The sequence below is a fragment of the Pseudomonas cistanchae genome (assembly GCF_054483635.1).
This window is the reverse complement of record NZ_JBTLWN010000002.1, coordinates 321,924-336,197: the sequence shown is the minus strand read 5'-3', so window position 1 is coordinate 336,197 and position 14,274 is coordinate 321,924. Positions and strand designations below refer to the sequence as shown.

Annotated in this window: 12 protein-coding genes; all 12 read right to left on the bottom strand. The window is 62.3% G+C overall.

Annotation, left to right across the window (positions count from 1 at the left end):
• Positions 1-135 precede the first annotated feature (135 nt).
• Positions 136-1,803, bottom strand: coding sequence for a bifunctional protein-serine/threonine kinase/phosphatase (locus ACX0MV_RS08430; RefSeq protein ID WP_458982048.1), 1,668 nt, complete (start codon positions 1,801-1,803; stop codon positions 136-138).
• A 247-nt stretch (positions 1,804-2,050) separates the two neighbouring features.
• Positions 2,051-3,262 carry a nitrate/nitrite transporter gene (locus ACX0MV_RS08425; RefSeq protein WP_458982047.1) on the bottom strand — a complete coding sequence of 404 codons (1,212 nt, stop codon included), beginning with the start codon at positions 3,260-3,262 and terminating at the stop codon, positions 2,051-2,053.
• 469 nt (positions 3,263-3,731) lie between these two features.
• A complete protein-coding gene (locus tag ACX0MV_RS08420) occupies positions 3,732-5,132 on the bottom strand; it encodes a choice-of-anchor Q domain-containing protein (RefSeq protein ID WP_458982046.1) in 1,401 nt (466 codons plus the stop codon).
• 41 nt (positions 5,133-5,173) lie between these two features.
• Complete coding sequence (locus ACX0MV_RS08415) at positions 5,174-6,580, bottom strand: choice-of-anchor Q domain-containing protein (RefSeq protein ID WP_458982045.1); 1,407 nt, start codon at positions 6,578-6,580, stop codon at positions 5,174-5,176.
• Between the two features lie 89 nt (positions 6,581-6,669).
• A complete protein-coding gene (locus ACX0MV_RS08410) occupies positions 6,670-7,968 on the bottom strand; it encodes a choice-of-anchor Q domain-containing protein (protein ID WP_458982044.1) in 1,299 nt (432 codons plus the stop codon).
• A gap of 78 nt (positions 7,969-8,046) precedes the next feature.
• The gene (locus ACX0MV_RS08405; protein ID WP_458982043.1) at positions 8,047-9,399 is read right to left on the bottom strand and encodes a choice-of-anchor Q domain-containing protein; all 1,353 of its coding nucleotides are present in this window, start codon (positions 9,397-9,399) and stop codon (positions 8,047-8,049) included.
• Between the two features lie 287 nt (positions 9,400-9,686).
• The gene (locus ACX0MV_RS08400; RefSeq protein WP_458982042.1) at positions 9,687-9,830 is read right to left on the bottom strand and encodes a hypothetical protein; all 144 of its coding nucleotides are present in this window, start codon (positions 9,828-9,830) and stop codon (positions 9,687-9,689) included.
• Positions 9,831-9,911: 81 nt separating this feature from the next.
• The gene (locus ACX0MV_RS08395; protein ID WP_458982041.1) at positions 9,912-10,355 is read right to left on the bottom strand and encodes a thioesterase family protein; all 444 of its coding nucleotides are present in this window, start codon (positions 10,353-10,355) and stop codon (positions 9,912-9,914) included.
• A gap of 84 nt (positions 10,356-10,439) precedes the next feature.
• Positions 10,440-11,129, bottom strand: a complete 690-nt coding sequence (locus ACX0MV_RS08390) for a polysaccharide lyase family 7 protein (protein ID WP_458982040.1) — start codon at positions 11,127-11,129, stop codon at positions 10,440-10,442.
• 162 nt (positions 11,130-11,291) lie between these two features.
• Positions 11,292-12,083, bottom strand: a complete 792-nt coding sequence (locus ACX0MV_RS08385; RefSeq protein WP_458982039.1) for an ABC transporter ATP-binding protein — start codon at positions 12,081-12,083, stop codon at positions 11,292-11,294.
• A 25-nt stretch (positions 12,084-12,108) separates the two neighbouring features.
• Complete coding sequence (gene ntrB, locus ACX0MV_RS08380; RefSeq protein ID WP_458982038.1) at positions 12,109-12,960, bottom strand: nitrate ABC transporter permease; 852 nt, start codon at positions 12,958-12,960, stop codon at positions 12,109-12,111.
• Positions 12,961-12,974: 14 nt separating this feature from the next.
• A complete protein-coding gene (locus ACX0MV_RS08375; RefSeq protein WP_458982037.1) occupies positions 12,975-14,258 on the bottom strand; it encodes a CmpA/NrtA family ABC transporter substrate-binding protein in 1,284 nt (427 codons plus the stop codon).
• Positions 14,259-14,274: the final 16 nt, after the last annotated feature.

Here is a 14,274-nt window from a genome sequence, read left to right as displayed (position 1 = left end):
GCAGAGCTTGTGCCAACTCGCCTGATTAGCGTTTTTGCTGGGTTTTCAAGTGTTTGCGAGCGTCTTTCGGTAAAGCGAATTGCACTGTTTGAATGCGGCTTGCGCTGCATTGGTGCGCTACGCGCGTTTCACCGGTCAGGTCAGGAGCACCAGCAGCAGCGCCAGATTCACCAGTAGCGAGAACAACGCAACACCGCGCCAGACCAGCAGCGGCTCGCGCTCCAGCAACGGTCGCGGCTTGCTGCTGAGGGAGGTGCGTTCCCCCTGTTCGAGGGCGAGCAGCCATTCTTCCGCGGTTTCATAGCGCGCCTTTGGATCTGCACTGAGCGCGCGGTTCAGGCTGTCGTCGATCCAGCCGGGCAGGTCCGGGCGATAGCGGCTGGCCGGAGTAGGGCTGGCAAAACGCGGGTGCTGGAACGCCTCGATTTCGCCGTAGGGGTAGTGCCCGGTGAGCAGCTGATAGAGCGTCACACCTGCGCTATAGAGATCCTGTCGCGGGTCGGGCGCAGCGCCGGCGAAAGCTTCGGGGGCAATGTAGCTCGGGGTGCCGGGCAACTCGTGCGCTTCATCGCGCGACAGGCCAGGGCAGTACGCGAGGCCGAAGTCCAGCACGCGCAGCTCGCCGTCGTCGCCCCACAGCAGGTTCTCCGGCTTGATGTCGCGGTGCAGAATATTGCGTCGATGCAGCATGCCGAGCGCCTTGATCAGACGCGGGGCGATGTCCAGCCATTCGGGCAGCCCCAGCGGGCCGGACATGCGCATGTGCTCGGCGAGGGTTTGGCCGGCGTATTCACGCTGGATGTAATACAGGTGCTGACGTTGCGGCAGTGCGGGAATTTCAGCGAAGAAGCGCCCGGCGACCCGACGCAGAAACCATTCTTCCAGCAGCAGCGCCGGCCCCGCCTGCGGTTCTGTGGCGCGGCTGGCCGGCAGGGTCTTGAGCAGCCAGCGCCGCGCCTGGTTGTCGCGCACGCGATAGACCAGCGATTGGCGCGACTCGGCCAGCAAGCGCTCGATGTGCCACCCCTCGAATGCCTGACCGTCGCGCAACTTAGGCGGCAGCGGCCAGTGATCCAGTTGGGCGAGGGTGTCGGACAGCGCGCTCTCCGGCAGCGCATCGATGCGCAGCAACAACGCGCTGGCATTGTCCTGACTGCCAGCCAGGTGAGCCGCGCTGACCAGCGCGCGGCTGGCGGCGTCGAGGTCGCTTTCGTCATGCAGAATGCGCTGGATGCCAGCATCACCCAGGGTCGCCCACACGCCGTCGCTGACCAGCAGAAAACATTCGCCCTCGCGCAGCTCGCCGTCGAGGTAGTCGACCACCAGGTGCTGATCCAGGCCCATGGCGCGCTTGAGCACATGTTGCATGCCCGGCTGTTCCCAGACGTGGTCCTCGCTGATGCGCTCCAGGTGCCCGGTGTGCCACCGATACGCGCGGCAATCGCCGACATGCGCCAGGGTGAACCGGCGGCCACGCAACACCAGTGTCGTCAGCGTGGTCAGCAGTGGCTGGCCGCTGCCGTTGGCTTGCAGCCAGCGGTTATGGGCGACCAGCAGGCGGTCGAGGGATTGCGCCACGGCCCAGGTTTCCGGCGTGGCGTAGTAATCCAGCGCCAGCGCCTGCAGGGTTGCGCGTGCCGCCAGCCCGCCATCGGCGCACTGGCTCACGCCATCGGCGAGGGCGAACAGGTAGCCCTTGCTTGCCGCAAGACCTGGCGCCGGAGTCACCACGCGAATGGCGTCCTGGTTTTCAGCCCGTGGGCCGGTGGCGCTGGCTTCGCCGAAGGTCAGTTGCAAGGCCATGCAGACGTCCTGGATAGGCTGCTGAAGAAACGCTGAGGCAAAGGCGAGGCTGGTGAGGCCGCTAAGAAGAGCCGTTGCCGACTACTCCTGTCTTTCCTGACCAGTGCAATAGCGCTGCCAGTCAGCCTCGCCTTTGCCTCAGTGCTCCAATGTTTGGCGTAGTGGATCGCGCTTTACCGATCCACCGTTTTTCCATGGTTGCGCCAGGGTGGATGAAAAAGGCGTCATCCACCCTACGTTCGCGCAATTACACCCGAGCGGCGGTTACTGCAGCGCTGCCCCAGGTGGTGCGCCAGCGCCGCTTGACGCCATACAGACCGAACCAGGCCAGTACGCCAAGGCTGGCGAACAGCCACAGCCCCAGTTGGTAATCGCCGGTCTGCTGTTTGATGGTGCCCAGACCGGCGGCCAGGAGGAAGCCGCCAATGCCGCCGGCCATGCCGATCAACCCGGTCATCACGCCAATCTCTTTGCGAAAGCGCTGCGGCACCAGTTGGAATACCGCGCCATTGCCCGCGCCGAGGCCAAGCATGGCAATCACGAACAGGCTCAGCGCGGCAGTCGAACTCGCCAGGTTGAAACCCACCGCCGCGATGCTGATCGACGCCAGGGTGTACATCATCAGCAACGAGCGAATCCCGCCGATTCGGTCGGCCAGGGCGCCGCCCAGCGGGCGCATCAGGCTGCCGGCACACACACAGGCGGCGGTGTAGTAACCGGCTGTGATCGGGTTTAGGCCGTATTGATCGTTGAAGTAGCCGGGCAGGGCGCTCGCCAGGCCGATGAAGCCACCGAAGGTGACGCTGTAGAAGAACATGAACCACCAGCTGTCGCGGTCGCCCAGGGCCTTAAGGTAATCACCCATGGATTTTGGCTTCGGCCGCTCCGGCGCGTTTTTCGCCAGGAAAGCGAATATCACCAGGGTGAACAGCAGCGGAATCAGCGCCCAACCAAACACGTTCTGCCAGCCAAACAGCGCGGCAAGGCCCGGCGCGAACAGCGCTGCGAGCACGGTTCCGGAGTTGCCCGCGCCGGCAATGCCCATGGCCTTGCCCTGGTGCTGCGGCGGATACCACTGTGATGCCAGCGGCAGCGCGACCGCGAAAGCGGCACCGGCGAAACCGAGGAAGAGGCCGAGCAGCAAGGCCTGCTCGTAGCTGCCGATGCCGATTTGCCAGGCGCTGAAAAGCGCGCTGATGACGATGACCTGGCCGATCAGGCCGGCGGTCTTGGGTGACAATCTATCGGCCAGCAGCCCCATGAACAGGCGCAGCACCGCACCGGCGAGAATCGGTGTGGCGACCATTAGCCCGCGTTGCTGGGCGGTCAGGCCAAGATCGGTAGCGATCTGCACGGCCAGCGGGCCGAGCACGTACCAGACCATGAAACTCAGGTCGAAGTAGAGAAAGGCCGCGAATAAGGTCGGGGTGTGGCCGGATTTCCAGAAACTCGTATTCATCGAAAACCTCATCAGCGAAGGAAAATCCCGACCGGGCCCGCTCGCCATGGTCGTGGACATGGCAATCGAGCACAGCCGGGGAGGTGCCGTACTTGTGGTGCGGCACCCTGAGGCCGAAGCCGCAGCTGGTTAGGAAGGTTCAACCGTGCCGGGATGGATCGCAGCACCAGCACTTCACCCCAAACGCTGGGGCGTAAAACGAAAAACGTCGCGTCGACCCGCGCTTGGTTGAGCGTGGTCGAGGCGACGTCGTTGTCGTTTATCGAGTAGCCGCCGTTGGCTACTGGTGCCAATGCTTTAGCAAGAGCTGCGCCAACCCCGCAAAGGCTCGATCTGGGTGGCTTGGGATCAACTCATTGGCCTGTTTACCGCCGCAAAAAGAGGCGTCGGCAAACAGGCTGCACCTGATTGGGGCGATGCGGATTGACGCCTGACACGGGTTCGCTCAGGCCAGATGAGCAGAGGCGTCTCAGAATTTCGGCCGTTCGTAGGCACCCAGATCGCAAACCGCGGTGCCGTCGCCGTCACCGTCACGCGGGCGGCTGGAACCGCGCTGATCATGGCTGGCGCACGACCCCACAGCCGTATCAACCGCAGGGCTGCCGCGACGCAGGGCATGGGTCGGCAGGGTGCTGTTGTTGTTCGCCAGCGGGTACATGATGGTGGTGAACCGGGCGGTGTCATCCACCAGCGGCATGTCGGTGAGGCAGTTGCTGGGTGGCGTGCCCTCGGTGCCAGCGCCGAGCAGCATACCGCGGGCGGTTAGACGAGCATTGGGGCCACGGTTGAGACAATTCTTGTGGCCGGACCAGGTGTTGCTGTTGCCGACCACGATGCTGTTGCGAATCAGCAGAGTGCCGGTATTCAGGATGCCGTGGCCCTCGGGGTTGTCGGTGATGGTGACGTGGATCAGCGTCATGCTGGAGGGTGTGGCTGTAGCGGTTTCCCAGAACCGGCCGTTGCTGACGGCGCCACCGTCTTCATAGGTCCAGTTGCCGCTGAACGTCGCATTGGACAGCTTGATCACGCCGCCCTGGACGTTGCCAACCGCGCCGCCGTCGACCGAAGCGTGGTTGTCGACGAAGCTTGCACGCGCGATATCGGCGCCACCGCTGTTGAAGATGGCACCACCCACAGAACCATCGTCCTGATTGGCGCCGTTGTCTTCGAACACGGAATCGCGCACGAATAATACGCCAGTGTTGTGGATGGCTCCGCCGTCGGCGTTATCCATATCGCTCCCCGAAACGAAGTTGCGGGTGAACCGGGATCGCATGACAGTTAACTCGCCGCTGCTGGCGATGGCTCCACCTTCCGCACCGGTGCTGCCATCCGTACGGGCGATGGCGTTACCGTGAAAAAGGGTCTGACTTACCTTCAACTTGCCCCGGTTGTAGATAGCACCCCCGTTTACCGTGTGCCTGCCTCGCTGCAGGCTTATTGAGGCAAGCGACAATTGTGCGCCTTCCATCACCTCGAAAACCCGATCGATAGCGCCGCCGTCGATGATGGTGCGCTCGCTGCCTGCGCCGACGACGGTCAGGTTCGCTTGGACGTCCAGGTCGCCGTTCTGGTTAAGGTCCTCGTCGTAAATGCTGTAGTAATAGGGGTCGTCGGATGTGGGCGGCGCGATCGACAGCTGATAGGTCCCAGCCGCTAGCTGAATGCGGTGCGAGCCGGGAATGGAGCTGGCCATGCTCACGGCCTCACGCAGCGAACAATCACTGTCGCACGTGCCATCCTGGCTGTCGGTTGTTTTGGTTACCGTGATGTCCAGTGCGTGTGCGGCGGAAAAGGGCGCTGCGCACAGCGACAGCGCAAGCAGAAGCGGGCAGGGAAGCCGGGTAAAGTGGCGGTTGAACGCTGTCATTTGAGACTCCTCGAAGGATCGGCGCAGTTGGCCTTACAGCTCTAGAATTTTGGTCGCTCGTAGGCACCGATGTCGCAGACTGCTACGCCATCGCCGTTGCCATCACGTGGGCGAGTGACGCGGCGCTGGTCGTCACTCGGGCAGGAGCCGACGGCGGTATCCACCGCCGGGCTGCCACGGCGCAGTGCATGGGTCGGCAAGCTGCTGTTGTTGTCTGCCAGCGGATACATGACGGTCGTGAATGCCTGTGCCTCGGGCGCCGGTGCTAGATCTGGCACGCAGTTGCCAGCATCCTGGCCCAGCAGCATGCCGCGGGCCTGCAAGGTGGCGTCCGGGCCATTGTTCTGGCAGTTCACCGCTGAGTCGCCATCCGGATCCGGCTCGCTGAGGCTGGTTTGGGTGGCCATGATCAGGCTGTTGCGCACGCTTAGCTTGCCGAAGTTGAGCAGGCCGACGGTCGCCTGATTCGCGGCCAGGGTGACGTGGACCAGCTGCATTGAAGGCACACGTGACGGCTCGGGGTAATTCGGTCGATAGGGATACTGGCTGCCGTTGGCGAGAATGCCCTCTTGCCAGTATTCAGTGCCATAGTTGCCACTGAGCGTGGCGTTGCGAAGGTGCAACTGGCCGCCGTTCTGGTTGGCGATGGCCGCGCCGCTGCCGTCATTGGCATGGTTGCCGATGAAAACCGCGCGGGCGATATCAGCGATGCCCATGTTAAATATCGCGCCACCAGCCGAGATGATGTCATCGGTACTGGCGGAGTTGGCGCGAAACTCGACGTCCCTCGCGAGCAGGGTGCCTTCGTTGTATACGGCGCCGCCCAGAGACCAGGTGGTGTCGCCGGTACTGGATCTGTTGGACAGGAAACGCGTGCGTACAAGGGTCAACGCTGCATAGTTGGCGACGGCGCCGCCTTGGGCTTGATTCCAGCCGTTGGAGGCGGCGTTGCTCTGAAAGTCGACATCGCTGGTGTAGAGATCTCCCACGTTGCGAATGGCGCCGCCGTCATAGGAATGCCTGCCGTTGCGCAACACTAAGTGCTGAAGCGTCAGCTGGGCAGCCGGGAACACCTCGAATATCCGGTCCAGACCGCCACCGTCGATCAGGGTTTGGCCGCTCCCCGCACCGCTGATGGTCAGCGTGCTGCGCACATCCAAATCGCCATGGAAGTTGAAGTCATCATCGAAAACGTCGCCCTCTTCGCCACGTGGTGGCGCGATCGACAACTGAAATGTGCCGGCCGGTAGCCGTATACGGTGTGCCCCGTTGGTTGCATTGGCCTTGATGATGGCTTCGCGCAGCGAGCAATCGCTGTCGCACGTGCCGTCCTGGCTGTCGTCGGTCTTGGTAACGGTGATATTCAGCGCCTGTGCACCGACGGGTGCCATCAGCAGTACAAGCAGAATCGGGTAGTGGCGCGCTAGCGTGCGTTTGGAGGCATTCATGTCAGGCTCCTTGCAAATGGGAAAAGAGGGGCGCATGCCGATGCGCCCGCTGATGGCTTCCGGCCGAAACAAACCAGCAATGCCCAGCATCAGCGCTCATAGGCGCCCAGGTCACACACAATCACGCCGTCGCCATCGCCGTCCCGCGGGCGGCTGACGGAGCGTTGGTCATGGCTGGAACAATTGCCGCTGGCCGTGTCGACGGCCGGGCTACCGGCGCGCAAGGGATAGACCGGCAGGCTATCGACGATTTGCAGCGCTTCGAGTACATGACTGTCAGCCAGGCCATCGTCGACCCAGGTGTCCGCATGGCAACCGCTGTCGGTCCAGCTTCCGAGCAGCAGGCCACGCATGCGGAAGTTCGCCTGGTCGCCCTGGCTACTGCAGTTTCTCCGGTTGGCGATGATCAGGCTGTTGCGCAGTAGCAGCCCACCCAGGTTCTCCACCCCGATAGCGTTGTTATTGGCGATGGTGACATGAAGGAGCTGCATGTTCGCCGGGTTTCCAGCTGGCCCGCCGTTGGTAACAACCCCACCGTGAAGCGCGCTATTGCCGGCGAAGGTGCTGTTGCTGATGAGAGCGACGCCCGAGCGGCTGGTAACCGCGGCTCCATCACCATCCGTTCGGTTGCCGACGAAAGCGCTGCGGGCGATATCCATCGTGCCTTCGTTATAGATCGCTGCACCGCTCGATGTGCCGCCCTCAAAGATGAGGTTGTCGCGGAACAGACTGTCGCGTACAAGGAGCTCTCCGCCGTTGTAGATGGCAGCGCCAAGAAAGGCGGCAGTCAGTCGATTGCTGGTGGGACTGAAAATCAGATTTTCGTTGAATTCCGAGCGATGGATGCTCAGCTGATGATAGTTCGCGATCGCGGCGCCGCGGCCCTCCGTACCTTCTGAGAGTTGCAGCGAATTTCTGACAAGGCTGACCTGGCGCAGCTGCAGCTCGCCGCGGTTGCGAATCGCGATGCCGTCACCATCAAAGTTGCCGTCTGTGATGGTCAGGTTACGCATCGTCACCTTTGCGTCAGGCAATACGTCGAAAAACCGTCCGCCGTAGTAAGGCTGCAATAGGGTAGAGCCGGCGCCGGCACCAATGATGGTGACATTGCCAGCTATATCGAGGTCGCCGCTAACGTTGAGGTCATCATCCTCACTGGCGCTCCAGACCAGGAATCTACCGGCAGGCAGCCGAATGGTGTGCTCTCCGGGCGTGTTGTTGGCAATGTTGAGAGCAGTGCGTAGCGAGCAATACCGCAAACAATCGCTCCAGGTGCTGTCATTTCGGGTGTTGACCGTCAGGTCCAGTGCGAACGCTGTTTGAACCAGGGGCATCGTCAGCGCAACGGCGAAAAACTTCAAAGCGTTGGTGAAGCGTACGGGCGGCATGGGACAACTCCTGTCAGGCGATCTGCCGTAAAGCGCGGCTTGAGTGAGAGCGAAACCGGTCTGTGCGTGCGAGCTGGTTCAGGGGGCCGGGCGCTCGTAGGCGCCCAGGTCGCACCCAGCAACTCCGTCGCCGTTGCCATCTCGGGGGCGGCTTGAGCCACGCTGATCATGGCTGGTGCAAGACCCGATGCCGGCGTCCAGCGCTGGGCTATTCGGTCTTAAGGCATAGGTTTCCAGCAGAGAATCGTTGCTTGCCAGGGGGTAGAAAACGGTTGTCATTGCGACGTTGTCGTCGAGCTCCTGCTCGGCGTTACAGCTGTTGATGCCCGCCAGCAGACCGCGGGTCTGTACGGATTGGGCTGCGCCTTCGCTACTGCAGTTGTCATGTTGCGCCGCGCGCTGCGGCTTGTTGCCGATCACCACGCTGTTACGGATTAGAAGCCTGCCGTAGTTCACCAGCCCCCGCGTGTCGTTCTCGGTTACGGTCACGTTGATCAACTGGAGCTCCGGTACCGGCTCCGCTTGCCAGCGCCAGTGGCCGTTGCTCAGCGCTGCCGAGTAGCCGCCACTGGAGCCGGCGACGGTGCTGTTGGTCAGCTTCATGACTCCTGCGTTCATCAGGCTGCTGCCTTCATCCCGGGCGTAGTTCACCAGCATCAGCGTGCGAGCAATGTCTGCAGTGCCGCTATTGAAGAGCGCGCCGCCGTAATTGTCGCTGGCATTGCCGACGGTGTTGGCGCGCAGGGCCGAGTCGCGAATCAGCAGGGTACCGGCGTTGTAGACGGCGCCGCCCCTGTTTTCCAGGCCGACGGCAGCGATGAAGTTGTAGAGCAAATTGCAGCGCAGCAGGCTGAGGGTGCCGTAGTTGGCAATTGCGCCGCCATACCTCACGCTCGAGTAATCCTCGCCTGTCATCTGCAGGCGGTTATCGCGCATGCGCAAGTCCTTCAGCACCAACTCGCCATGGTTGCGCACGGCGCCGCCCTCGTCTGAGTGGTGTCCGCCGCTGAGGGTCAGGTCGCTGACGGTAACGCGCGCGCCATCGAAAATGTCCAGCACCCGGTCATTACGGTTGGCATTGATGGTGGTCAGGGTCAGCCCTGCGCCGCTGATGGTGATCTCCGCCCGGATATCCAGATCGCCATCGATGTTGTCGTCTTCTCCGAAGACCCGGCCGGCGGTGCTCTGCGGTGCGGGCCTGCGCAGATGGTAAGTGCCGGCGGCCAGGCGAATCCGGTGGGCGCCAGGGGTTTGGTTGGCGAGCACGATTGCCTCGCGCAGCGAGCAGTCGGCGTCGCAGCTGCCATCCAGGCTATCGCTGGTCTTGGTGACGGCGATATCCAGCGCCTGCGCGGCGAACGAGGTTGAGGCCAGGGACAGAAGCAAGGCAAGGCGCGCCGACAGGCGCAAAGCGGGGACCGGGGGGAACATGTCCGACTCCAGAAATAGATAAACCAGAGAAACGGACAATGCACTGCTTCCGTTGCAGTCGGCGCCAGAGAGGCGTCCTTGAGATGGAGTGGGGCGGTGAACAAAGGTTCCGTGCCGGCTGTCGGCAGGTGTTGGTGAGTTTTACGCGACTTCGCTGTCAGCCCTGCGGTCAATATCGAGACCTGGCCGCCGCTGCAGGAGCTTTGCTTCCATGCGCGTCAAGCCGGGGCTGAAGCTGGTTGCGCCGCCTGCGATCCCGAGCGGACCCTTCTGGTTGGGGCCCTATGTCAGCGTATCTGGATTGCCGCGATGTCAGGCACACCGACGTGCGGTGAAGCGGCATGGGTGGGAACGGGTAGGGTCAGTAGCGCCAGGGCGAGCAGGTTGCTCAGCATTCCAGCCTGGCGGATATGGCTGCGCGCCATGGGCATTAGCGTGTCCCCCTTTGCGGTGTAGTTGTCACTAAGGCGTAGCAGAGGATCGTTCGCCTGTCACCTCGCTGGCACAGTGGTTTATTCCAACCAGTTGACCTTGGGGAATTTGCCACTGAAGTGCGGCGGCATTTCCACCACCTTCGCGCGCTTGTAGTTGAAGAACACGAAACCGGATTTGGCCATGGCCACCAGCGCGTTATCGGCCGGTCGGCTGATGCGGAAGGTGATGTCGCCGCCGTAGCGGTTGAAGTCCATGACGCCAACCTCGAACAGCAGTTGGTCGCGGGCATGGGCCTCGGCGCGGTAGGTCGTGGCCAGGTCGGTGACGATGATGCCGGTGCCGTCGTCGTGGGTTTCCTCGATGCCGAACTCGAAGAGAAAACGCGCCCGTGCCTCGGAAATCATCGAGATCATCGAATCATTGCTCAGATGATTGGCGGCGTTGATATCGGTTACCCGAACGGTCAGGTGGGTGCTGTAGCAGAACTGATCTTCGGGAAACTCGAGTTTCAGGCGGGCCATGGATCACATCTCGTGGGCGTTCGGGGCCGCGATTGTACGCGACTCCCGAATCTTCACGAAGTTAAGCGCGGGGCGGCCGCACGTTCAGCGGTGCAGGCTGTTGAGCCAGTAGAAGGTGACTTTGCCGCCTTCGCTGGATGGGCCTCGGTTATCCTGAATGTAGGCGCCTGCCTTGAAATAGAGCAGTTGCTTGCCCCAGTGGGCACTTAACTCCTTGTACAGCGCGCCTTCGTCGCCGTCGCTGCTGACCACGCTGATGCCCAGGTTGCCGCTAGGGGTGATGCGCAGGTCGTAGCCGAAGCGCTCGCCCAGTTGCACGTTTTCGGCAATCAGGAAGTTCTCGACCTTTTTGTCGCCGGGGCGTTTGCGCAGTAATGCCTCGATTCGGCCGACCCCATGCAGGTGGTGATACTGCAGCTTGAGCAGGGGATCCTTGCGACTGCCGGGTTCATCCTTGCTGTGAATCTGCCCGATGATGATCTTCTTCTTGCTGGGCACTTGTTTGACCGACAGCACCGCGCTCAAGTAGTTGTCTGCACTGGCGTGATACCAGAAAGCGAGGCTGCCATCGGCCTGGGTTTCACGCAGCTCGCTGCGTGGGTATTCGGCATTTAAGGTGTGCGATCCGCTTGCAGGGACCCAGATGGTGACGCTGCCATCGGAGTGTCGACGGAAATACTTGCTCTGAAAGCCATTGTTCAGCCGAGCGGTTTCGATGGTGCTGGGTTCTGTATCGGTCGGAATCGAAAGATTCCAGGTGGTCAGATCGATCACGGGAACATCCTACTGAGCTGGGGGAGGGGAAAAAACAGCCCCCGTTCGGCGGCCATGAAAGGGTGAAGTTCAATCCAGACCGATCAACGGTCCCTAGGATTTTCAAGGACTTACGTATGGCAAATGGCCCGCACCAATGGTGCGGGCGAGGCTGCCTGGCTATCAGGCGGCGGGACGCTGCTGGCGCTGGTAGAGAAACTCCAGCACGGCGGTGCGGTAGGCGTGGTAGTGCGGGTCATTGGCCAGGGCCAGGCGATCGCGCGGGCGCGCGAGCTCGACCTTGACGATATCGCCCACGGTCGCCGCCGGGCCATTGGTCATCATTACGATGCGGTCGGACAGCAGCACCGCCTCATCCACATCATGGGTGACCATCACCACCGTGCTGTGGGTTTCGCCGACGATGCGCAGCAGTTCGTCCTGCAGGTGTGCGCGGGTGAGGGCATCCAGCGCGCCGAAGGGTTCGTCCATCAGCAGCACCTTGGGCTGCATGGCCAGGGCACGGGCGATACCGACACGCTGTTTCATGCCGCCGGAGATTTCATTGGGATGCTTGTAGGTGGCGTGGCTCAGGCCAACCATGGCCAGCGCCGCTTCGGTGCGCGCCTTGAGCTGGGCCTTGCTCTCCTTGCTAGCGAAGACCTTTTCCACCGCCAGGTAGACGTTGCCGTAGCAGGTCATCCAGGGCAGCAGGCTATGGTTCTGGAACACCACACCGCGCTCCGGGCCGGGGCCGTCGATTTCGCGGCCGTTGCAAATCAGGCCGCCTTCGCTGGCCTCGAGCAGGCCGGCGATCAGGTTGAGCACGGTGGATTTACCGCAGCCCGAGTGGCCGATCAGGGTGACGAACTCACCCTTGGCAATGCTCAGGTTGACGTCGGTAAGGGCCTGAAAGCGGCCTTTCTTGGTGTCAAAGTGCTTGCCGACCTGGGTCAGCTCCACGAATTTATCCATGTTGCGGCTCCTTAGCTGGCCTGCTTTAACTGGCGTAGTCGAAACGTTTGGCCAGCAGCAACAGCAGTTGCTCCAAAGCCAGGCCGACCAGGCCGACGATGATGATGGCGATCAGAATGTGTTCGACGTTGAGGTTGTTCCACTCATCCCACACCCAGAAGCCCAGGCCCGTGCCGCCGGTGAGCATCTCGGCGGCAACGATCACCAGCCAGGCCACGCCAATAGCCAGGCGGATGCCGGTCATCAGGTGTGGCAAAACGGCAGGGAACAGGATGCGCGTGAGCACCTTGAACTCTGACAGCTTGAGCACCCGCGCCACGTTCAGGTAATCCTGCGGCACGCTGGCCACGCCGGCGGCGGTGTTGAGGATGATCGGCCAGATCGAGCTGATAAAGATCACCCAGATCGAGGCAGGGCCAGCGGCTTCGAACACCAGCAGGCCGATGGGCAGCCAGGCCAGCGGCGACACTGGACGCAGCAGGCTGATGATCGGCGAGAGCATGCCGGCCAAAAAGGCGAAGCGGCCGATGGCAAAGCCCAGCGGAATACCCACCAGCGCCGCCAAACCAAAGCCGATACCGACGCGGCCCAGCGAATGCAGGATGTTCCAGCCAATGCCCATGTCATTCGGGCCGTTGTCATAGAACGGGTTGGCAAACAGCTCCAGCGCCGCCGCCCAGGTACTGACCGGGCCAGGCAGGCCCTCGCTCTTGGTCGCAATCAGCGCCCACACGCCGATAAACAGCACGATGCCAAGCAATGGCGGCACAACCGCCTTGAGCAGGCTGGTCAGCGCCGCCACGCCTGGCAGAACCAGGCGTGGCGCTTTACTGATCGGCGCAGACAACGGCAATGGGGTTTTCAGTGGTGCGTTCATCACGAACCTCCCAATCAGGCTTTAATCGCAAAGGAGTTGGCGTAGGCAGCCGGGTCGGAGCCATTCCAGACGTTGCCGTCGATCAGCGTGCTGCTGCGCAACGAGCTGGCCGGCACGGGGATGTTCAGCGCACTGGCGGCTTCCTTGTACAGCGCAACCTGGTTGACCCCGGCGGCGACGGCGGCGTAGTTCGGGTCTTCCTTGATCAGGCCCCACCGCTTGAACTGGGTCATAAACCACATGCCGTCGGAGTGATATGGGAAGTTCACCGTGCCGTTCTTGCAGAAGGCCATGGCGTGGTCGTCCTTCCAGCTGTTGCCCAGGCCGTCCTCGTATTGGCTGAGGAAGCGCGGCTCGATCACCTTGACCGGCGCATTGACGTAGGCCTTGCCGGAAATCAGCTTGGCCGTGCTTTTGCGGTTTTCCTCGCTGGCTTCGATAAACTGGCTGGCTTCCAGCACGGCCATGATCAGCGCGCGGGCCGCGTTGGGGTATTGCTCGATAAAGGCGCGAGTGGTGCCGAGCACTTTTTCCGGGTGATCGGGCCAGATCTGCTGGCTGGTCACGGCGGTGAAGCCGATCTTGTCGGCAATCGCCCGCGCGCCCCAGGGCTCGCCGACGCAGAAACCGTCCATATTGCCAACGCGCATGTTGGCGACCATTTGCGGTGGCGGCACGACGATGGTTTTCACATCGCTCATCGGGTTGATGCCCAGGCTCGCCAGCCAGTAATACAGCCACATGGCGTGGGTGCCGGTGGGGAAGGTCTGGGCGAAGGTCAGCGGGTTGCCGCCTTTTTTCACATGCTCGGCCAGTTGCGCACCGTTGGTGACGCCGGCTTCCTTGAGCTGCTTGGAGAGGGTGATGGCCTGGCCGTTCTGGTTCAGGCCCATCAGTACGGCCATATCCTTCTGCGGCCCGGCGATACCCAACTGCGCGCCGTACATCATGCCGTACAGCACGTGGGCGGCATCTAGCTCACCGGTATTCAGTTTGTCACGCACGCCGGCCCATGAAGCTTCCTTGCTCGGGGTGATGGTCAGGCCATATTTCTCGCCAAAGCCCTGGGTAGCGGCAACCACCACCGAGGCGCAATCGGTCAAAGGGATAAAGCCGATCTTCAATGCAGCTTTTTCCGGAGCGTCGGAACCGGCTGCCCAGGCCACGCTGCGCAGCGAGGCGGGCGCACTGAGGCCAAGGGCGGCGACACCGCCGACAGTGCCGGCGACGGCAATCGAGGTTTTCAGGAAATGACGGCGGCTGTGCAGGCTCGGGTTTGTCGAATCACGATCAGTCATAAAAGGCTGTCCTTTT